Origin of the sequence: uncultured Nitratireductor sp., assembly GCF_913053745.1 — a bacterium.
GTDB lineage: Bacteria > Pseudomonadota > Alphaproteobacteria > Rhizobiales > Rhizobiaceae > Nitratireductor.
Genome location: NZ_CAJXGF010000085.1, coordinates 1 through 20,420, shown reverse-complemented (window position 1 = coordinate 20,420; position 20,420 = coordinate 1). Strand labels below are relative to the sequence as shown.

At 61.6% G+C, this 20,420-nt stretch carries 18 protein-coding genes and 1 other RNA gene; 2 read left to right on the top strand and 17 right to left on the bottom strand.

From position 1 onward, the window contains the following. The 8 genes from QZ638_RS14425 to mraZ all read right to left on the bottom strand — a co-directional run. Positions 1 to 577: Mur ligase family protein (locus QZ638_RS14425; RefSeq protein WP_295811763.1), on the bottom strand; the 577-nt coding region annotated here is incomplete at its 3' end. A 10-nt stretch (positions 578 to 587) separates the two neighbouring features. Then, positions 588 to 1,670, bottom strand: a complete 1,083-nt coding sequence (gene mraY, locus QZ638_RS14420; RefSeq protein WP_295811761.1) for a phospho-N-acetylmuramoyl-pentapeptide-transferase — start codon at positions 1,668 to 1,670, stop codon at positions 588 to 590. A 3-nt stretch (positions 1,671 to 1,673) separates the two neighbouring features. Beyond that, positions 1,674 to 3,098, bottom strand: coding sequence for a UDP-N-acetylmuramoylalanyl-D-glutamyl-2,6-diaminopimelate--D-alanyl-D-alanine ligase (locus QZ638_RS14415; protein ID WP_295811757.1), 1,425 nt, complete (start codon positions 3,096 to 3,098; stop codon positions 1,674 to 1,676). Further along, positions 3,095 to 4,549: a UDP-N-acetylmuramoyl-L-alanyl-D-glutamate--2,6-diaminopimelate ligase gene (locus QZ638_RS14410; protein WP_295811755.1), complete on the bottom strand. Its 1,455-nt coding sequence runs from the start codon at positions 4,547 to 4,549 to the stop codon at positions 3,095 to 3,097. The genes QZ638_RS14415 and QZ638_RS14410 overlap by 4 nt, the downstream gene beginning before the upstream one ends. 50 nt (positions 4,550 to 4,599) lie before the next feature. Further along, entirely contained in the window at positions 4,600 to 6,303 is a 1,704-nt protein-coding gene (locus QZ638_RS14405) for a penicillin-binding protein 2 (protein ID WP_295811751.1), read from the bottom strand. 17 nt (positions 6,304 to 6,320) lie between these two features. After that, positions 6,321 to 6,689, bottom strand: a complete 369-nt coding sequence (locus tag QZ638_RS14400; RefSeq protein WP_295811748.1) for a hypothetical protein — start codon at positions 6,687 to 6,689, stop codon at positions 6,321 to 6,323. Positions 6,690 to 6,696: 7 nt separating this feature from the next. Next, entirely contained in the window at positions 6,697 to 7,716 is a 1,020-nt protein-coding gene (rsmH, locus tag QZ638_RS14395; protein WP_295811745.1) for a 16S rRNA (cytosine(1402)-N(4))-methyltransferase RsmH, read from the bottom strand. Next, positions 7,713 to 8,180 carry a division/cell wall cluster transcriptional repressor MraZ gene (gene mraZ, locus QZ638_RS14390; RefSeq protein WP_295811742.1) on the bottom strand — a complete coding sequence of 156 codons (468 nt, stop codon included), beginning with the start codon at positions 8,178 to 8,180 and terminating at the stop codon, positions 7,713 to 7,715. Before mraZ ends, rsmH begins: the two co-directional genes overlap by 4 nt. A 362-nt stretch (positions 8,181 to 8,542) precedes the next feature. Between mraZ and QZ638_RS14385 the strand changes: the two genes are divergently transcribed. Beyond that, a complete protein-coding gene (locus QZ638_RS14385) occupies positions 8,543 to 9,652 on the top strand; it encodes a cystathionine gamma-lyase (protein WP_295811740.1) in 1,110 nt (369 codons plus the stop codon). Positions 9,653 to 9,724: 72 nt separating this feature from the next. Here the strand turns inward: QZ638_RS14385 and rnpB are convergent. The 9 genes from rnpB to QZ638_RS14340 form a co-directional block, all read right to left on the bottom strand. Beyond that, an RNA gene (gene rnpB, locus QZ638_RS14380) (RNase P RNA component class A) lies at positions 9,725 to 10,166 on the bottom strand. Between the two features lie 80 nt (positions 10,167 to 10,246). Next, the gene (locus QZ638_RS14375; RefSeq protein ID WP_295811737.1) at positions 10,247 to 10,969 is read right to left on the bottom strand and encodes a lytic transglycosylase domain-containing protein; all 723 of its coding nucleotides are present in this window, start codon (positions 10,967 to 10,969) and stop codon (positions 10,247 to 10,249) included. A 187-nt stretch (positions 10,970 to 11,156) separates the two neighbouring features. Further along, the gene (locus QZ638_RS14370) at positions 11,157 to 11,921 is read right to left on the bottom strand and encodes an N-acetylmuramoyl-L-alanine amidase (RefSeq protein ID WP_295811769.1); all 765 of its coding nucleotides are present in this window, start codon (positions 11,919 to 11,921) and stop codon (positions 11,157 to 11,159) included. Between the two features lie 23 nt (positions 11,922 to 11,944). Continuing rightward, positions 11,945 to 12,655 (bottom strand): DnaJ family molecular chaperone, encoded by a 711-nt coding sequence (locus QZ638_RS14365; protein ID WP_295811766.1) that lies wholly within the window; start codon positions 12,653 to 12,655, stop codon positions 11,945 to 11,947. 132 nt (positions 12,656 to 12,787) lie between these two features. Continuing rightward, positions 12,788 to 12,973: a hypothetical protein gene (locus QZ638_RS14360; protein ID WP_295811734.1), complete on the bottom strand. Its 186-nt coding sequence runs from the start codon at positions 12,971 to 12,973 to the stop codon at positions 12,788 to 12,790. Between the two features lie 156 nt (positions 12,974 to 13,129). Continuing rightward, positions 13,130 to 13,651: a winged helix DNA-binding protein gene (locus QZ638_RS14355; protein ID WP_295811732.1), complete on the bottom strand. Its 522-nt coding sequence runs from the start codon at positions 13,649 to 13,651 to the stop codon at positions 13,130 to 13,132. A 2-nt stretch (positions 13,652 to 13,653) separates the two neighbouring features. Next, on the bottom strand, positions 13,654 to 14,958 hold the full coding sequence (locus tag QZ638_RS14350; RefSeq protein WP_295811730.1) for a TRAP transporter large permease subunit: 1,305 nt from the start codon (positions 14,956 to 14,958) through the stop codon (positions 13,654 to 13,656). Then, the gene (locus QZ638_RS14345; protein WP_295811727.1) at positions 14,958 to 15,509 is read right to left on the bottom strand and encodes a TRAP transporter small permease; all 552 of its coding nucleotides are present in this window, start codon (positions 15,507 to 15,509) and stop codon (positions 14,958 to 14,960) included. Before QZ638_RS14345 ends, QZ638_RS14350 begins: the two co-directional genes overlap by 1 nt. A 97-nt stretch (positions 15,510 to 15,606) precedes the next feature. Then, positions 15,607 to 16,578 carry a TRAP transporter substrate-binding protein gene (locus tag QZ638_RS14340; protein ID WP_295811726.1) on the bottom strand — a complete coding sequence of 324 codons (972 nt, stop codon included), beginning with the start codon at positions 16,576 to 16,578 and terminating at the stop codon, positions 15,607 to 15,609. A gap of 157 nt (positions 16,579 to 16,735) precedes the next feature. Here QZ638_RS14340 and QZ638_RS14335 point away from each other — a divergent pair, with 157 nt between their 5' ends. Continuing rightward, the gene (locus QZ638_RS14335; RefSeq protein ID WP_295811724.1) at positions 16,736 to 20,362 is read left to right on the top strand and encodes a hydantoinase B/oxoprolinase family protein; all 3,627 of its coding nucleotides are present in this window, start codon (positions 16,736 to 16,738) and stop codon (positions 20,360 to 20,362) included. Positions 20,363 to 20,420 lie beyond the last annotated feature (58 nt).

The window sequence follows — 20,420 nt, the reverse complement described above, 5'->3', positions numbered from 1 at the left end:
TGATGTTCAGAAGGACGGCCACATCGCAGTGCAGGCTCTTTACAAGGTCCAGCTGGTAGGAGCTGAGCTCCAGCACATAGATCGCATTCGCATGCAGGGCTGCAAGGTCCAGGACGCCGGTGCCGATGTTTCCGCCGATACGGGCGTCGCGGCCAGCCTGCTTCAGGATGTGACCGATCAAGGAAGTCGTGGTCGACTTGCCGTTCGTACCGGTGATGCCGATGATCTTCGGGCGTCCGCGCTCCGGCAGAGCCTGAACGGCACGGGCGAAGAGTTCCATGTCCCCGACAATCGGCACGCCCGTCATTTCCGCCATCCGCACGATGCGGTGCGGCTGCGGGAACTTGTAGGGAATACCCGGCGACAGGACGAGCGCGGCAAAGGTCTGCCAGTCGCGCTTGTTGATGTCGGACAGGGTCAGGCCCGCGGCTTCCGCCTTGCGGCGGGTCTCTTCATTGTCATCCCACGCGTGAACACGCGCGCCGCCGGCCTTCAGGGCCTTGGCAGCGGAAAGGCCGGTGCGGCCAAGGCCGAACACCGCAACATCCCTTCCTGCGTATTCCGTGATCGGGATCATGCGCGCTCGCTCACCTCAGCTTCAGGGTTGCAAGGCCCGCAAGGGCGAACAGGACGGACAGGATCCAGAAGCGGACGACGACACGGGTCTCCGGCCAGTTCTGCTTCTGGAAATGATGGTGAAGCGGCGCCATCAGGAAGATGCGTTTGCCGGTCAGCTTGAAGGAAGCGACCTGAATGATCACCGACAGGGCTTCCATGACGAACAGTCCGCCGATGATAACCATGACGATTTCGTGCTTCGTTGCGACCGCAACGGTGCCGACAAGGCCGCCGAGCGCCAGCGAACCGGTGTCGCCCATGAAGATCGCCGCCGGCGGCGCATTGAACCAGAGGAAACCGAGGCCCGCGCCGATCACGGCTCCCAGAATAACGGCGAGTTCGCCGGTTCCGGGCACGAAATGGATCTGCAGGTAATTGGCGAAGATCGCGTTACCGGAAAGATATGCGATGACCCCGAAGGAAGCCGCCGCCACCATCACCGGCACCGTGGCAAGCCCGTCGAGCCCGTCCGTCAGATTCACCGCATTGCCGGCCCCCACGATCACGAAGGCCGCGAAGGGCACGAAGAAAATGCCCAGATTGAGCAGAAGATCCTTGAAGAACGGAAAGGTGAGCGACGAGGAAAACGGCGCCTGCCCCGCGTGCATGATGGTCCAGGCGGCAAGCCCCGCGATCAGGAATTCCGCAGAAAGCCGCGCCTTGCCCGAAAAGCCCAGATGCGACTGTTTCGTCACCTTCAGATAGTCGTCGTAAAAGCCGATGGCGCCGAAGCTCACCGTCACCATCAGCACCACCCAGACATAGACGCTGGAAAGATTCGCCCAAAGCGCGCAGGAGCCCAGAATGCCCGACAGCATCATGAGCCCGCCCATGGTCGGCGTACCCGCCTTCTTGAAATGGGTCTGCGGCCCGTCGGCACGGATTGGCTGGCCCTTGCCCTGCCGCACCCTAAGCGAGGCGATGATCATCGGCCCGAACAGAAACACGATCAGCGCCGAGGTGATCAGTGCGCCGCCTGTGCGGAAGGTGATGTATCGAAATACGTTGAAGACCGAGACTTCGTCGGCCAGTTCAACGAGCATCATGAGCATGGATCAGTCCCCCGTCGCCGCGCCCGGATAGGTGTTGGTAAAGGCGTCGACCAGTTTGTTGAAGCCGATGCTCTTCGAAGATTTGATCATCACGGCATCGCCCGGCCTCACCGCCTTGATGACGAGCGGACGCAGATCCTCCGTCGCCTCGCGATACTCCACCGACAGCCCTGCGGGCAATGCTTCGGCGAGCGCCTTCATTTCCTTGCCGGCAAGGAAAACGAGTTCGGTGCCCGCATCGGTCACCAGGTCGGCAAGCCCCGCATGCAGTTTCTCGGCATGGCTGCCAAGTTCGGCCATATCGCCCAGTATCGCGATCCGCCGTCCGCCCTCGCCCACTTCTGTCCGCTTGAGCAGGTCGAATGCCGCCTCCATGGAGGCAGGATTGGCGTTGAAGCTCTCATCGATCAGCGTGAACGCACCGTCTTTGTGTTTCAGCCGAAGGCGCGCGCCACGTCCGGCTTCCGCGCCGAAGGATCCCAACGCCATCGCCGCCTTTTTCAGATCGGCGTCAGCCAGATACACTGCGCCCAGCGTCGCCAGCGCGTTTTGAACCATGTGCCGGCCCGGCGCGCCGAGACGCACTTCCGTCTCTTCCCCGTCGACCTTCACCGCGAAGGTGGAAGATTGCGATCCGTATTCGGCATGCATCAGCCGAAGATCCGAGCGCGCATTCTCGCCGAACCCGGCAATCGTCTTCACGCCCGCCTCCTCGGCCAGCGCAGTGAGCGTTTTCCAGCGCTTGTCGTCTCGGTTGACGAGTGCGGCGCCGCCCTTCACCACACCTTCGAAAATCTCGCCCTTGGCGCGAGCGATCTCCTCGACGCTTTTGAAGAAGCCAAGATGCGCCGCCGCGACCAGTGTCACCACGGCGATGTGCGGGCGCACCATCTTCACCAGCGGCCGGATTTCGTCCGGGTGGTTCATACCGATCTCGAAGATCGCATAGTCGCAGTCGGCCGGCATGCGGGCGAGCGTCAGCGGAACACCCCAGTGATTGTTGAAGGAGCGGTCGGCCGCATGCACGCTGCCGCAGGCGGAAAATGCTTGCCGCATCATGTTCTTGGTCGAGGTCTTGCCCACCGAACCGGTCACGGCGACAATCTTGGCGCGGCTGCGTAGCCGTGCCGCGCGTCCCAGATCTCCAAGGGCGGTCAGAACGTCGGGCACCACCACTTTCGGCACCGCAAGCCTTCCAAGCGCTGGCAGTTTCCCTTCCGAAACGACCAGCACAGAGGCGCCCGCAGCCATTGCAGAGGTCGCGAAATCGTGCCCGTCGAACCGCTCGCCCTGAATGGGGAAAAACGCATCGCCCGGCTGAAGCGTTCGCGTATCGATCGAAATCCCGGTAATGGCCGATGCCGGCTGACCGAGCGGCCTGCCGCCTGTCGCCTGAACCAGTGCATCATACGTCCAAAGCGCGCTCATCCGTCACGCTCCGCGAGTGCGGCCCGCACTTCTTCGTGATCGGAAAAATGATGCTTGCTGCCAGCGATCTCCTGCCCGGTCTCGTGCCCCTTGCCGGCCACGATCAGCGTGTCGCCTTCCTTCAGCATGGCAACGGCGGAGCGGATGGCCTCGTGCCGGTCGCCGATCTCGCGGGCGCCCACAGCCGCATTCATGATCGCCGCGCGGATCGCCGCCGGCTCCTCGGAGCGTGGATTGTCGTCGGTCACGATCACCACATCGGCCAGCCGCGAAGCGATCTCGCCCATGATCGGCCGTTTGCCCGTGTCGCGGTCGCCGCCGCAGCCGAACACCACGACGACCCGCCCCGTCGTGAAGGGACGGACCGATTGCAAAACATTCTCCAGACCGTCGGGCTTGTGCGCATAATCCACATAGACCTGAGCGCCATTCGCCGCCGTTCCGACAAGCTCCAGCCGGCCCGAAGCACCCTTCAACCTCTCCAGTGCGGCAAAAGCGGTCGCCACCGGCGTGCCGGTGCTGATCGCCAGCCCTGCTGCAACCAGAGCATTGGCCACCTGAAAATCGCCTGCCAACGGCAGATCCACTTCATAGATCACGCCGTCTACATCCACTTCGGCACGCTGGCGGTGCCGCTCGTGTTCGACGCGTTTCAAAGTCAGAAAATCGCCCTTGCGCCCCACCGTGCGCACGTCCAACCCCGCAGCGTTCGCGGCGGTAACGGTCGGTTCGGACCACGGATCGTCTGCAAACACCACTGCCGGTGCCGCCTGAGGCAAGAGCGTATCGAAGAGACGCAGCTTCGCCCGATGATACTCATCGACCGTGGGGTGATAATCCATATGATCGCGGCCGAGATTGGTGAAGCCGCCAGCCGCCAACCGCACGCCGTCAAGACGACGCTGGTCGAGACCGTGGCTCGAGGCCTCCATGGATGCATGGCTCACCCCGGCGCCAGCGAGCTCGTCAAGCAGCCTGTGCAGCGCAATCGGGTCCGGCGTCGTCAACTCGCCGTACTCGTCGCGCCCCGGCGCAACCACGCCGGTGGTGCCGATGCTTGCGGCAGGAAGACCCGCATGCTCCCAGATCTGGCGCGTAAAGGAGGCGACAGACGTCTTGCCGCTGGTGCCGGTGACCGCAACCATGATTTCCGGCTGGCGTGGAAACAGCCGTGCGGCGCACAGCGCCAACACACGTCGGGGATCGTCCGTTTCGATGACCGGAACACCCGGATCGGAAGAAAGCGCACCGGGCCGGGCGATGATCGCCGTAGCCCCCTTGCGGGCCGCCTCCTCGGCAAAAGACGCGCCATCCGCCTTCACGCCGGCCAGTGCGAAAAACAGTTCCCCGGCCCCGACCTTTCGCGAATCCGCCGAAATCCCCGAGACCTCCGCTTTCGCGGGCAAAAGCCCCTGTTGAGGAAAAATGTCCGCAAATTCACTGAACTTCATGAGGCCCCGGTGTTCTCAATTATCAATTTTTCGCTCGGCGCATGGCCGACTCACTGTTGTGAAACCAGCAAAGCATCACTTTCTTGACCGAATTCGGGCTTTACGCCAAGCAGCGGTGCCGAGCGGCGGATGATATTGCGCACCATGGGCGCGGCATTCAGGCCGGCGGTGGCGCCGATGCCTTCACGTTCCGGTTTCGGTTCATCGACGAAAACCAGCACCACATACTCTGGATCGTCAGCCGGGAAACCGGCGATGAATGCGTTGAAGCGCACACTGTTGGAATAGCGGCCATCGACCACTTTTTCGGCCGTGCCCGTCTTGCCGCCCACATAGTAGCCGTCGACCTCGGCACGCCGACCCGACCCCTTTTCCGAGTTGAGACGGAACAGATACCGCATCTGGGCGCTGGTGTTGGGCGAAATCACCTGCTCGGCAATCTCGTTTGCTTCAACCTCGGAACGCGGCAGGAACGTGGGTGGAATTAGCTTGCCGCCATTCAGCATGGCGGCAGCCGCCATCGCCGTCTGCAAAGGCGTTGTCGCCACGCCGTGACCGTAGGAAATGGTGATCGAGTTGATCTTTTTCCATTCCTTGGGCTCGGTTGGGTGCGCCACTTCGGGCAGCTCCGTCGACATGCGGCCCAGCAGGCCGATCTTGTCCAGAAACGCGCGATGTCCCTCGATTCCCACCACGTCCGCCATTTTGGCGGTGCCGATGTTGGACGAATAGATGAAGATTTCGGGCACGCTCAGCACCCGGCGCTTGCCGTGAAAATCGTTGATCGTAAAGCCGCCGATGCGGATCGGACGCGTCGCGTCGAAACTGTCGTCGAGGCTCACGAGCCCGGAATCGAGCGCCATGGCCGTCGTGAATATCTTGAAGGTCGAGCCCATCTCGAACACGCCTGCCGACATGCGATTCAATCGATCCTTGTCCAGCGCGTTGACCGGATTGTTCGGATCGTAATCGGGCACGGAGGCCATTCCCACCACTTCACCGGTGTTCGCTTTCAGGACCACCGCGCCGGCGGCGATCGCCTTGTAACGTTCGAGCGCCTGCACGAGTTCGTCGCGGATGATATGCTGCACGCGCAGATCGACAGAAAGTTTTACCGGTTCAAGGTGCCCCTCGACGGCAAGCCCTGTCGCCTGCAAATCGGCAAGCCCCTGATCGTCGACGAATTTTTCGATACCCGCGATGCCCTTGTTGTCGATGTTTACCAGACCGAGAATGTGCGAGGCCGTTGCGCCCCCAGGATAAAAGCGCCGCTTCTCCGTTCGAAAACCGAGTCCGGGCACGCCGAGCGCCAGAATGTCGGCCTGCTGACGTGGCGAAAGCTGACGGCGAAGCCAGACGAAACCGGCGTCGCTGTCGAGCCGGCGATAGGTCTGTTGATAGTTCAGATCGGGCAAAACCGTGGACAGCTTCTCGATGGCTTCGTCGATGTCGACGATGCGCCGCGGTTCGGCGAAAAGCGAAGCTGTCTTGATGTCGGTCGCCAGAACCTCGCCATTGCGGTCCACAAGATCGGGTCGCGACGCGGTCACGCGGGCTGCCGGCACACTTGCCTCCGGCTCTTCCTGCATGGCGAGATGAACAAGGCGACCGCCTAAAGCGGCATAAATGCCGAACATGACGGCCATCGCCATCACGACACGGTTCTGAGCCCGTCCACCGCGGGCTTTTCCCGCACCGTCCATTACGATCGTCGCAGCCCCCCGGCGCACGGCGGAAGAAGCTGCATCATCCATATATCCGCTCGCTCCAGTCATGGCCGCACCGCCCCGGTTGTCGTCTGATCGGGCACGCTGCCGGCATCCGCCATGTCGTTGACGAGCCCCTCGATGGTCAAAGGCTTCTTCGGAAGATCCGAGAACTCGGCGATGCGCGGTGCCTCCACGGGCTCGAGTCCCAGCTCGTCCTTGTAGGTTTCCGCCAACCGCTGCAGGCGTGCGGGCTGGGTGAGAAGGCTCCAGTCCGCCTTGAGAATATCGATCGAGTCCTCTTCAAGCTCGGCCTGGCGCTCGATCTTTCGCAATTCCTCGTATTTGGCTTCGGCATCGTGCTTGGTCTTGTAGGTGAATGCGGCCGCCGCCAGCATGACCGTGATCAGCACAACATCGCTCGTGCGAAACATCTTTGCCTTACCTCTCACCAGCACGCGTCGGTCGCGGGAACCGCGAGAGACCGACAATATCGAAATCCACCGCTCCCGCCGGCGCCGCGCTCCGCACGGCCGAACGCAGCCGCGCAGACCGCGCCCGCGGGTTCTGGTCCGTCTCCTCGCGCGAAGGCGAGACGGGCTTGGCCGGTTTCAGGAAGGTGGGGGCCGCACCGTGCACCTCCGGCAGATGGCGCGATCCGCCCTGCCCGCCGGCACGCTCGACCATGAAACGCTTGACCATCCGGTCTTCCAGAGAATGGAACGTCACCACTGCCAGCCGACCCTCGGGTTTTAAAACCCGCTCCGCCGCGAAGAGCGCGCGTGCCAGTTCGCCGAGTTCGTCATTGACGAAGATACGCAAGCCTTGAAACACGCGCGTGGCAGGATGAATCTTCTCCTGCGGGCGACGTCCGACGATCCTCTCGACCGCATTGGCGAGATCCAGCGTGGTCTCGAACGGTTTGTCGTTGCGGATTTTTTCCAGCCCGCGCGCGATGCGGCCGGCCTGGCGCTCCTCGCCCAGAATGCCGAAGATGCGGATGAGATCGCCCACTTTCATCGTGTTGACCACATCGGCGGCGCTAAGTCCCGAGCGTGCCATGCGCATATCGAGCGGGCCGTCTTTCTGGAAAGAAAAACCGCGCACCGCCTGATCGATCTGCATGGAAGACACGCCTATGTCGAGCACCACACCGTCGACCGGCCCGTCGACAATCTCATCGAGGCTGGAAAAGCGGCTCTCCACCAACCGCAGGCGCCCGTTCCATTTTTCGACCAGAGCCTGTCCAGCCGCGATCGCAGTCGGGTCGCGGTCGATGGCGGTGACCGATGCGCCCGCGTCCAGAAGCGCATCCGTGTAACCGCCGGCGCCGAATGTACCGTCGATGAAATGCCGACCGTCCAAAGGCTGAAGGGCTTGGAGAATTTCGCGCAAAAGAACCGGAATGTGGCGGGCCAGTCCGCCCCCGGCCGGGCTCTCGCCGCCGGGGCCCGCCATCATTCCGACTGTCCGGCAGTTCGGCTCGAAGCCGCCGCTTGCCGAAGTTTCAGAAGTCGTTCGCGCACCGCCTGCCCGTGGGCCTTCAGCCGCTCCGGCTCCCAGATCTGAAAGAAATGCCCACGACCAACGAAGGCCACATCCTTCGTGATGCCTGTGTGCTCGCGAATGAAATCCGTCACCGTGATGCGCCCGTCTTGATCGAGTTTCAGGAAGGCGCCGTCGCCATGCACGAAAAAGGACATGTCGTCCGCAGTCTGCAGAAAAGGATCTTCCTGCGCGATCCGCTCCTCGTAGCGGTCGAGCAGGTCGAGACCGCCCACATCCATGGCCGGGATGTCGAGTGCACGGAGCCCATACAGTTCCGTAAAACCACGCTTTTGAACGACAGAGCGAAAATGCGCCGGCACCGAGACCCGACCCTTGGAGTCGATCTTGTTTACTGCATTCGACAGAAACCGGTCCATGACGCGTCGCGGCCAAAAGGCCTATGCCCCTCTGCATCTCATCAGCCGCCGACAAGCACGGCTTTTCGAACATTTGCCCGCCCCCCTGCAAGGGTGAATCCCCACTGCCACGCCGCCCCGACGAAGAGGCCGACATGGGAGGAACCCGTACTCCAACTGCAACGAAACGCTGATTTGACTTATGGGGTACCATGGGCCGTTATGGGCGTCAACGGGATTAAGCTTCACTTATGCTGGCATGACCGGGAATTCGGGCATGCATCGGGCCAGGGTCATTTATCGTGCATTAAGGCTAACAAAAGGTTAGGAAGGGCATCGGGCCGTCCGGCCCGCAACAGCCCATCACGTCCGCGAGGAGCCTCATGTCCGACAGCCAGAACGCCCGTGCTGCAAGCCTTTCACACCTCCACGCAAACGGGCTTGCAAAGGGCGATCCGCTCTCCACACCCATTGTCATGAGCTCGGTGTTTCACCTGCCCGGGGATCCGGCAGGCAGCCGACAATATGGCCGGTTCGACAATCCCACCTGGGAAGCGGTCGAAGCCGCCCTCGCGCATCTGGAAGAGGCCGAGACCGTTGCCTTTCCCTCCGGCATGGCGGCGATCTCATCGGTCTTTCTGGCTCTGCTTTCGGCCGGCGATCGCGTGCTCTTGCCCTCCGACGGCTACTACACACCCCGCGTCCTGCTCGAAAAGCACCTCGCCCGGCTCGGCATCTCCTACGACACACGCCCGACGGCCTCATTCCTCGAAGGCGGTTTTTCCGGTTACCGCATGGTGCTCGTCGAAACGCCGTCCAATCCGGGGCTCGACGTTTGCGATATCAAGGCGGTAACGAAAGCGGCGCATGCGCAAGGCGCGATCGTCGTTGCCGACAACACGACCATGACTCCCTACGGCCAACGCCCGCTGGATCTGGGCGTCGACATTGTACTTGCCGCCGACACAAAAGCGCCCAACGGGCATTCGGACGTGCTGTTCGGCCATGTCGCAAGCCGCAACACGGCCATGATCGAGACCATCCGCGAATGGCGTAAACTCGCCGGCGCGATCCCCGGGCCTTTCGAGGCATGGCTCGTACAGCGCGGCCTGGAAACGCTCGAACTGCGCTTCGATCGTATGTGTGCTTCCGCCGAAACGATTGCAGCACGGCTTGCAGACCATCCAGCGGTCCGATCGGTGCGCTATCCCGGTCTCAAAGGCGATCCCTCACATGCGCTCGCCAAAACGCAGATGCTGCGCTTCGGTTCGCTCATCGGACTGACTCTCGATTCGAACGAAAAGGCCGAAACCTTCATCGACACCTGCCCGCTCATCGAGGCGGCAACCTCGTTCGGCGGCGTCCACACCTCCGCCGAACGGCGCGCGCGATGGGGTGACGATGTGACAGAAGGGTTCATTCGTCTCTCGGTCGGATGCGAGCCGACCGAGACACTCTGGCAGGCGATCGACGCCGCATTGAAAACGGCGTAAAACTGCCCGGAATTTCCGAAAACGGAGCCGGAATCCCTCGAATTCCGGGAAAATCGGCAAATTCCGGAAAAATGTGCCAGCCGGTCTGTAAGCCGGGTTCTGTATGGCCGCACCGCCCGAAAGCGATGCAACGTGACGGCCATTCCTCTGGGACCGATGTTGCCATCGGCCTCAAGCAACCTACCCGAACGGCTGGACCGGAAAACGCCCTGAGGGTTTCCCCTCGCGCCATTCCTATTCGGTTTTGCTCCCGGTGGGGTTTACCCTGCCGTCTTGGTTACCCTCGACGCGGTGGGCTCTTACCCCACCCTTTCACCCTGACCCCGCCAGCATTTCGGTTCCCGGCAAAAGCCTGAAAAAGAACCGAAAAACAGGCGGGGCGGTCTGCTTTCTGTGGCACTGTCCCTGGGGTTTCCCCCGCCGGATGTTATCCGGCACCGTTTTTCCGTGGAGCCCGGACTTTCCTCGCGAACAGCCTTTCGGCTCCCGTCCGCGCGGCCGTCCGACCGGCTGGCAGGACGTATAAAGGGTTTCGCACGGCAAAACGCAACTCAAAACAGACACGTTTGCGCACGAAACCCCTCATTCCCGGACTTAATGCCCGAGAATCCGCTTCACTTTCGAGCAATAGCGCGACGAAATCGGGTTCATGCTCTTTGCGCCGTGGCCGGCATTGTATTTGAGAATCGTGCCGCAGGTCGTGCCGCCGCCAAGCTGATGCGCCTTGGCGAGATACTTCATGCCGTATTTGATGTTGGTGTCGGGGTTGTAGAGGCCCTTGGCCGAACCGCGATACCCCATCATGCGCGCCGTGGCCGGCTTGATCTGCATAAGACCGATCTCGCCTGCCGCGCCCAATGCGTTGACCCGGTAGTTGCTCTCGATGCGCACAACGGCATTGGCAAGCGAAACCGGCACACCATACGCCGATGCATATTGCGCGATAATGGTCTGGTACGAGCCGCCCTTGCCGCTCGTGCGCACTGTGGTCTTGACGACGGTTTTCTTCTTTTTCTTCGCGGCCGTTTTCTTGGAAGCCTTTTTGGACGCTTTCTTGGAGGCTTTGCCGGTTGCCTTTTCAGGCTTGATGGACCCGGTGCTCGTCATGTCCACCTTGCTCGCCTGGGAACCTTTTCCGCCACGAATGATTGTACGAAGCAGGTTGGGTGTATCTTCGCCCTTTTTCGCTTTCTCAGCACTCTTCTTGGCAGAATGAGCGGCAATCATCTGTCCATAGTTGGTCTTTTCGTCTGCATGCGACAAAGACGTTGCGGCGCCGACAGCGACCGCTGCCACGAGTAAGGTTTTGATGTTCATTTCGACCCGTAAATCTGTGCCGCGACGTCGGTGCGCGGCAGGTTTTGCTTTATACGAAGCCGGGACACGGTCCCACGGCCTCAACACGGGTCGGTGTGTTGCAGGTGAAGAGGAAACAAAAAAGGCGCTTCAATTCAATTAATGTGAATTGATGAAATTTTGCGCCAGTCTTGGGAGTGAGTGATCGTCAGGGAGAAGAATCAATCACGGATTTATTATACAACAATTTGCGCAAAGTCGTACATGTTGCCACGTCAGCCAGGCCATCAACCTCTAAGGGCCTGAAATGTCTCTGGAATTCCTGCACAACTATTTGTGTAAGCTTGTCGTAAATCCCAGTAATAGCGATCCCGTATCCATAGCGCGCAAGCAACCTCTGAAGCGCGACCACAGCCGGTCCGTCATCATCGGGACCAAGACGCCGGCCGCCTGAAACGGGCGTTGTTGCGACAAAATGGCCGAGTCCGTCCGCAGCCAATCGTTCCCATGGGAACTTTTCGCCAGGATCCACCTTGCGCCCCGGAGCGATATCGGAATGGCCCAGAACCCGTTTTCCGGGAATGCCATGACGCTTGCAAATATCCCGCCCCAATTCGAGAACCGCCTGGATCTGGATGTCGGGAAAGTCCGGCAGACCTTGCAGATGACCGGGATTGGCGATCTCGATACCGATCGAATAGGAATTCACATCGTCCCGGCCCTGCCAGGAGCCGCGACCGGCATGCCAGGCGCGGTCCGCCTCCCGCACCATCTGAACGATACGCCCGTCCTCGTGGACGAGATAATGGCTCGAGACTTCACTTTCGCGCGCACAAAGCCAATCCTGCGCACCCTGGCCGGTCTCCATTCCGGTGTAGTGAAGGATGAGGGTATCCGGCACTTCTCCGCCGCGCCTTTCGCCGAAATTCGGCGACGGACAAACCTGCGCACCGGCAAAATCGGGATCGAACATGGCTGCTGAGCGATCGATCACGCTCACGCGCGCACCTGCGCTTTCTCGATGCTTTCATAAGCCGTATTGATGGCTGCAAGCCGAGTGTTGGCGATGGCCAGAAACTCTTCGGGAACACCGCGTGCAATAAGCTTGTCTGGATGGTTTTCGGCCACCAGCCGGCGGTAACGGCGCCTGATCTCGTCGAACGGCGTGCCCTGTTCCACGCCGAGCACCGAATACGGGTTACCCTCTCCCTGAATCGCATGGCGCGACAGTATCTGCTCGAAATGATCTTCGCGAATTTCAAAGATCTCCGCGACCCGTTGCAGAAATGCCATTTCGCGCTCGTGGATCACACCATCGGCCTTGGCGATGTGAAACAATGCATCGAGAATGTCTTCGAGCACCATGCAATTGGGACCGCCATACCCGCACAGATTTGCCATCTGATGCGCATAGGCTTCGAAACCCGCCACATCCTGCTGGGCAAGATTGTAGAGGCGGGAAACATTGGCCTGCTCGTTGCGGGGTACCGAAAAAATTTCGTGAAAAGCCTGCACTTCGTCCAGAGTGACGACACCGTCGGCCTTGGCCATCTTCGCCGACAAAGCAATGATGGCGATGGAAAAGGCGACGCGCCGGCGTAGTTGCGGGTCGCCTTCGAATACGGTGCGGATGGCCTCGACCATCGCTGCCAGCGCGCTGCCGGGTGCGCGCGAGATAAAGTCTGTAATACGATCCCAAAACGTCATGTCGGTTTTGTAACCGTAAACGCCGGGGATTTCGAGGCGCAGTTTGGCGCAAGCAAAAACCGGATGGATCTTTCGATCCATCCGGTTTCTCAACTGTCAGGCATCTTTTACGACGCCCGTCGCTGCGACACCTTACTGGCTGGTCGTGCCCTGATCCTGCATCGGATCGGATTCCGGGGCAGCCGCCGGCGGATCCATCGGAGTCGCATCCTGCTGCTCAGGCTCGACGCTCTGGGTGGTCGTGTTGTCGCCCTCGCTGCACGCGGCAAGTCCAAGAAGGGCCAAACCCGAAACGGTTGCGGCTAGAAACTTTTTCATTTCCACTCTCCATACAAAGCGCATCTTAAGGGCGCGTCGCCGCGCGCCCACAGCCAGAAAATGCACCAGCGCGTCTGGAGTTTCGTAACGTTGAGTGACCGTTCGTAACGATGCGGGATTGGAAAGAGCTACCCCTGGGCTGGAAATCCGGACGCCCTAGAGGCTCGTGGCGCTGCGCGCGGCCTGGTCGTACTGCCCGGAAAGAGCGTGCATAACCGCCGCGATACCCGACAAGGCTTCTTCATCCAGCTTCAGGCGTTTGGTGCTGGCGATGAGAAGCGCTTCGCGAACCTCGTGATAGCGGTCGCAGGCCGCTGTCCCTTCCGTGGTGGCTTTCACGGTTTTCTCCTTGCCGCGACGCCCGGTCTTAACCAGTCCGAGAGCCGCGAGCTTCTTGATCGCATAGGAAGCGACGTGAACGTCTTCGATGTTGAACATCATACACAGTTCCGAAAGCGTCTTCTCCCGGTTTCTATGGTTGACCGCGTGCAGAATCTGCACGGCGGTGGGCTGCAGGCCCGGAACACCGGCAGCCGCCATGCAGCGCACCATCCAACGATCGAAGGAATGGTTCATCACCGTCATTGCAAACTCGATTTCCGACAGCGCCGGCATGGCGCCGGCAGCCAGATGGGCCGCGGACACGACCGGTCCAACCTTCCGTTCGGCGTTCGACATCTTCACCTCGCGAGCATTGTTTGCGGCAGCCATAGCGCCAGTTGCGGGAACAGGACGATCAACGCCACGGCGACGATCATCATGAGGAAGAACGGCAGGGTCATGCCGGCAACCTTGAGAATGTTATGACCGGTCAGCCCCTGAATGACGAACAGGTTGAAGCCGACCGGCGGGGTGATCTGGCTCATCTCGACCACGATGACGAGATAGATGCCGAACCAGATGATGTCGAGCCCCGCAGCCTCGACCATGGGCAGAATAACCGATGCGGTGAGGACGACGATGGAGATTCCGTCCAGAAAGCAACCGAGAACGACAAAGAACAGGGTCAGCACAGCCAGAAGCGCATAAGGCGAATAGCCCTGTTCGGCGATAAACTGCGCCAGTGCCCGCGGGATACCGGTATAGCCCATCGCCACGGTCAACACCGACGCTCCGGCCAGAATGAGCACGATCATGCAGGAGGTGCGCGACGCGTTGCGCAGCGCATCGACGAACGTGGCGCGGCTCAGCGTGCCCGTGAACCAGGAGAGCACAAGAGACAGAACCACGCCGACGACGGCCGCCTCCGTGGGCGAGGCGAACCCGCCATAGATCGAGCCGATGACGCCGACGATCAGCGCCAGGATCGGAAACAGGCGGCGCGTCTGCCAGATGCGTTGCAGATAGGGAATGCGCGGGTCGGCCTCGGGCATGCGCTTGCGGTTGATCATCGACCAGACCGCAGTGTAGCCCATGAAGAGCGCGGCCAGCATCATGCCGGGAATGACACCGGCAATGAAGAGACGGGCGATCGACTGCTCGGTGGCCGCCCCATAAACGATCAGGATGATCGATGGCGGAATAAGCAGGCCGAGCGTGCCGGATCCGGCAAGCGAGCCAATGGCCATGCGCTCGTCATAACCGCGCTTCCGCAGCTCGGGCAGCGACATGCGGCCGATGGTGGCGGTGGTTGCAGCGGACGAACCGGACACGGCGGCGAAGATGGCGCAGCCCAGAATGTTGACGTGCAGGAGCCGGCCCGGCAGCCGGCGCATCCACGGCGCGAGACCTGCAAACATGTCTTCGGCCAACCGCGTGCGAAACAGGATTTCGCCCATCCAGATAAACATGGGAAGGGCGGCGAGGTCCCAGGAATTGATGGAGCCCCACACGGTGGTGGCCATCACCGCGCCAGGCGGCACGGGGACCATGAGGAAGATGGCTGCAAGACCGGCCACCATGAGCGCCAGCGCCACCCACAGGCCGGCGGCCAGCAGAACCAGCAACAGGCCGCCAAGCGTCAGCGAAATGGTCAGCAGATCCATCACAGTTCCTCCGCTGCGCCGTCTTCATTGGCCAGATAGGACGCGGGGCGTCCCCTCAGCGCAGCGACCAGATCATCCAGAAGCGCAATCGCGAAAATGCCCAGCCCCAAAGCCATGAACGCCTGCGGGATCCACAAGGGTATGGCGACGATGCCGTAGGACAATTCGTTGAAACGGTGACTGTCGAGGGAGAGTTTTGCAGCATAATAAAAGAAAAACCCGGCCAGTGCCGCGCCGACCACGAGCACAAACACTTCAGCCACCCGACGCATGCCCTCCGGCATAGCGGCCAACCCCAGCGTGACACGGATCTGCGCACCGCCGCGCAGGGAACCGGCAAGCGCCATGAAAGATGCGCCGACCAGAAGAAAGCCGGCGATCTCCGCCAGCGACGGCACGAGAAAGCCGTAGGGCGGCAAGCCAAACAGAGCAAACACGGTATCCACCACACGCCCGAGAACCTGGGCGAACACAAGAATTGCGATCACGCAGAGAGCTGCCATGGCCAGCCATTCGGCCGCGCCATAAAGCCCATCCAATATTTTCCTCATTGTCGTCTCCGCTTCGACGGTCTTTGATAGGTCGCCCGTGGCGGCGAGACAACGGGTCGCCGGAAAACCGTCAACCCGCAGCCCTGTGTCAAAGCGGTCAGTTCTTGTAGGCGTCGAGGACGGCCTTGCCTTCGTCGCCGGCCTTTTCAGCCCACTCGGCAGACATTTCCGCACCGATCGCGGCAAGCCCCTCCTTAAGCTCGGCGCTCGGCGCGCTCACGGTGATGCCATTGTCTTTCAGGATCTGGGTCTTCTCCATCGTTTCCTTGACGGAAGCTTCCCAGCCACGCGTCTCGGCGCTGGCCGCGGCATCGAGCACCGCACCGCGCTGATCTTCCGGCAAGGCATCGAACGCGGCCTTGTTGACGAAGACCATATTGCGCGGCAGCCAAGCCTGCGCGTCGGAATAATGCGAGAGGAAATCCCAGACCTTGGAATTCGCACCGGTGGAAGGCGACGTGATCATGGCCTCGACGCGACCCGTCGCAAAGGCGGTGGGCAGATCCGGCACCTCCACCTGGGTGGGCAGCGCGCCCGCAAGCTGTGCCAGACGCTCGGTGGCGGCATTATAGGCACGCATCTTCAGGCCCTTGAGATCATCGACCGAGGAGATTTCCTTCTTGGTGTAGATGCCCTGGGGCGGCCACGGCACGGAGAAGAGAAGCTGAAGTCCCTGCTCCTGAAGCTTGGCTGCGAGCTGGTCTTTCGATGCGTCATAGAGCTTTTTCGCATCGTCGTAGCTGGTGGCGAGGAAGGGAATCGAATCCACTTCGTAGATCGGGTCTTCATTGGACAGACGCGATCCTAAAATTTCACCGATCTGCGCCAAGCCCTGGCGTACGGCGTTCTTGATGTCGGGATGCTTGAACAGCGAACCGTTGGAATGGACGGTGATTTCCAGCCCGCCATCGGTGGCCGTTTCCACGTCTTCTGCGAACTGGACGATGTTCTGCGTGTGAAAGTTGGTGTCGCCATACGGCACCGGCATGTCCCATTTGGTCTGCGCCGACGCCGATGTGGCAAAGCCGAGCGCAGCCGCGGCGAGAACGAACTTTACGGAATGATGCATATCTGAACTCCCATTTAAATGACGCAACGGAGGCGTTCCCTCACCTTCCTCGCTGCAAGAAGCAGCGCTCATATCCAGATAATATGTCAATAAATTATTGACGTTTTATCCGAGACATGTTTCTCCTTTCGCCAAGGATAATGCGAAGGAGCCGACGATGACAGCAGGCAAATGGGATTTTTGGATCGACCGTGGCGGCACTTTCACCGATGTCATTGGCCGCAATCCGGATGGGGAGCTCTTCGCGCGCAAGCTGCTGTCGGAGAATCCGGAAGCCTACGCCGACGCCGGCATTCAGGGAATCCGCGATCATCTCGGTGTTGAAAAGGGCGAGGCCATGCCCTCGCATCTGATCGGCGACGTCAAGATGGGCACGACGGTGGCCACAAACGCGCTTCTGGAGCGTAAGGGCGACCGTGTGGCGCTGGTCATTACCAAGGGCTTCCGCGACGCGCTGAAAATCGCCTACCAGGCGCGGCCCGACATCTTCGCCAAGGAAATCATCCTGCCCGAGCAACTCTATGAGCGCGTGATCGAGGTGCCGGAGCGCCGGCGCGTGGACGGCGCGGTGGAGACGGAACTGGATCTCGACGCCGTGAAGGGCGAGATCGAGGCGGCGAAGGCCGACGGTATCGATGCGGTGGCGATCGTCTTCATGCATGCGTGGAAATATCCCGAGCATGAAAAAGCCGCCGCAAGCCTTTGCCGCGACTCCGGTTTCACGCAGGTGTCCGTGAGCCACGAGACTTCGCCGCTCATCAAGCTGGTGGGACGTGGCGACACCACGGTGGTGGATGCCTATCTCTCGCCGATCCTGTCGCGGTATGTGAGCCGCGTGGCCGCCGAACTGGGCGTCGACGAGAACGGCGAAGGGCCTGGTCTCAAATTCATGATGTCGTCGGGCGGCCTGACGGCAGCCGACAAGTTTCAGGGCAAGGACGCGATCCTGTCGGGTCCTGCCGGCGGCGTGGTCGGCATGGTGGAGACGGCGCGGCTTGCCGGCTTCGACAAGGTGATCGGCTTCGACATGGGCGGCACCTCGACGGACGTCGCCCATTATGACGGCGACTATGAACGCGCCTTCGACACGGAAGTGGCGGGCGTGCGCATCCGCGCGCCGATGATGCGCATCCACACCGTGGCCGCCGGCGGCGGCTCGATCCTGCATTATGAGGACAGCCGGCTGAAGGCCGGTCCCGATTCGGCTGGTGCCAACCCCGGCCCCGCATGCTACCGCCGCGGCGGGCCGCTGGCCGTGACCGATGCAAATGTGATGCTGGGCAAGTTGCAGCCGGATTTCTTCCCGGCCATCTTCGGCCCGCAGCAGAACGAGCCACTCGATGTGGACGCCGTGCGCGCCCGCTTCGCCGAGCTTGCCGGCCAGATTGGCGACGGACGCCCAGCGGAAGCCGTGGCGGAAGGATTCATCACCATTGCGGTCGAAAACATGGCCAATGCAGTGAAGAAGATTTCCGTGCAGCGCGGCTATGACGTGACCGGCTATCTCCTGAACTGTTTTGGCGGCGCGGGCGGCCAGCATGCCTGCCTCGTGGCCGACGCGCTGGGCATGGAAGCGGTGCTGATCCACCCGATGTCGGGCCTGCTCTCGGCCTATGGCATCGGGCTTGCGACCGTTTTCGCATCGCGCCAGCAGGCGCTTTTGAAGCCCTTCGCGGAAAGTTCTCTGGATGCGATCGATACGCTTTCGGCGTCGCTGCGCGAAGAGGTGCGCGAGGAACTCGCCGATCAGGGCATCACAGGCGACAAAGTGGCCTGGGCCACCAAGCTGGAAATCCGCTACGAGGGCACCGACACCACGCTGCCCATCGCCTTCGACGGTACGCTTGAAACCGCAAAAGCGGCATTCGAGGCAGCGCACAAGGCGCAGTTCGGTTTCGTCTACGACGACAAGCCGATGGTGGTGGAAGCTGTCAGCGTCGAGGGGCTGGACGCCGGCGACGGCCGCCCGGTGGAGCAGAAACAGGCAACGAACGACGCCACCCCTGCACCCGGCGAAACGCGACCGATCTTCTGCGATGGGGCATGGCACGATGCCGGCATCTTTAGGCGCGAGGCACTCTCGCGCGGCGCGAAAGTCAACGGCCCCGCCCTCATCATCGAGGCCAACCAGACGGTCGTCGTAGAGCCCGGCTGGCAGGCTGAGATCACAGCGCTCGACCACATTTTGATGCGGCGCGTGGAAAAGAAGGCCCGCATGGCCGCGCTCGGCACCGAGGCCGATCCGGTGATGCTCGAGGTCTTCAACAACCTCTTCATGTCGATCGCCGAACAGATGGGTGTGACGCTACAGAACACCGCCTATTCGGTGAACATCAAGGAGCGGCTCGACTTCTCCTGCGCGGTCTTCGACCAGAACGGCGCGCTGGTGGCCAACGCCCCGCACATGCCGGTGCATCTGGGCTCCATGGACCGTTCGGTGGAAACCGTCATCCGGCTGAACAAGGGCAATATCCGCCCCGGCGACGTGTTCGCACTGAATGCGCCCTATAATGGCGGGACCCACCTGCCCGACATCACGGTCGTCCCGCCCGTGTTCGACGACGAAGGCGAGAACATCCTGTTCTACACCGCCTCGCGTGGCCACCATGCCGATGTCGGCGGCACCGCGCCCGGATCCATGACGCCGCTGGCAACCACGGTGGACGAGGAAGGCGTTCTGTTCGACAATTTCCGTCTTGTCGAAGGCGGAAAGTTCCGCGAGCAGGAACTGCACACGCTTCTGACTGATCACCCCTATCCGGCACGCAACCCGCACCAGAACATCGCCGACCTGAAGGCGCAGATCGCCGCCAACGAAAAGGGCGTGGCGGAACTGCGCAAGATGATCGACCAGTTCCGTCTCGACGTGGTGCAGGCCTATATGGGCCATGTGCAGGACAATGCGGCGGAAGCCGTGCGCCGTGTGCTCGAACGCCTGCCGGACGCGTCGGAATACGAATATCCGACCGACACCGGCCAGATGATCAGGGTGAAGATCACCGTCGACCGCGAGAAGCGCGAGGCGACCGTCGACTTCACCGGCACGTCGAACGTTCAGAAGAACAATTTCAACGCGCCCGAACCGGTGACCCGCGCAGCCGTGCTCTATGCCTTTCGCGTGATGGTGGAAGGGCAGATCCCGATGAATGCGGGCTGCCTCAGGCCGATCAACATCGTGATCCCGGAAGATTGCATGCTGCGCCCCTCCTATCCGGCCGCGGTCGTGGCCGGCAATGTGGAGACCTCCCAGCACGTTACCAACGCGCTGTTCGGCGCGATGAAGGCCATCGCCAACAGCCAGGGCACGATGAACAATCTGACCTTCGGCAACCAGGAATATCAGTATTACGAGACCATCTGCTCCGGCTCGCCCGCAGGCCGCATGAACGACGGTCGCGGCTTCGGCGGCGCGTCGGGCGTTCACGTCCACATGACCAATTCGCGCCTGACGGACCCGGAAATCCTCGAACTCCGCTTCCCGGTTCTGCTCGAGGATTTTCACATCCGCGAGGGTTCGGGCGGCAGGGGCAAGTGGTCGGCCGGTGACGGCACGCGCCGCACCATCCGCTTCCTGGAAACCATGGAATGCGCCATCCTCTCCTCCCACCGAACCCTACCACCGCGCGGCGTGGAAGGCGGCGACGATGGCGAGATGGGCAAGACCGAAGTGCGCCGCAAGGGCGGGCATGTCGAAACGCTCAAGGGCTGCGACCAGACGGTAATCGAGGCCGGCGAAGCGGTGATCGTAACCACGCCCACCGCCGGAGGTTTCGGCAAGGCGTGACGCAGGCGCGGTTCGTTAACCGGCGCCCGGCGTCGGGCCATCAAGCATGGATCCCCGG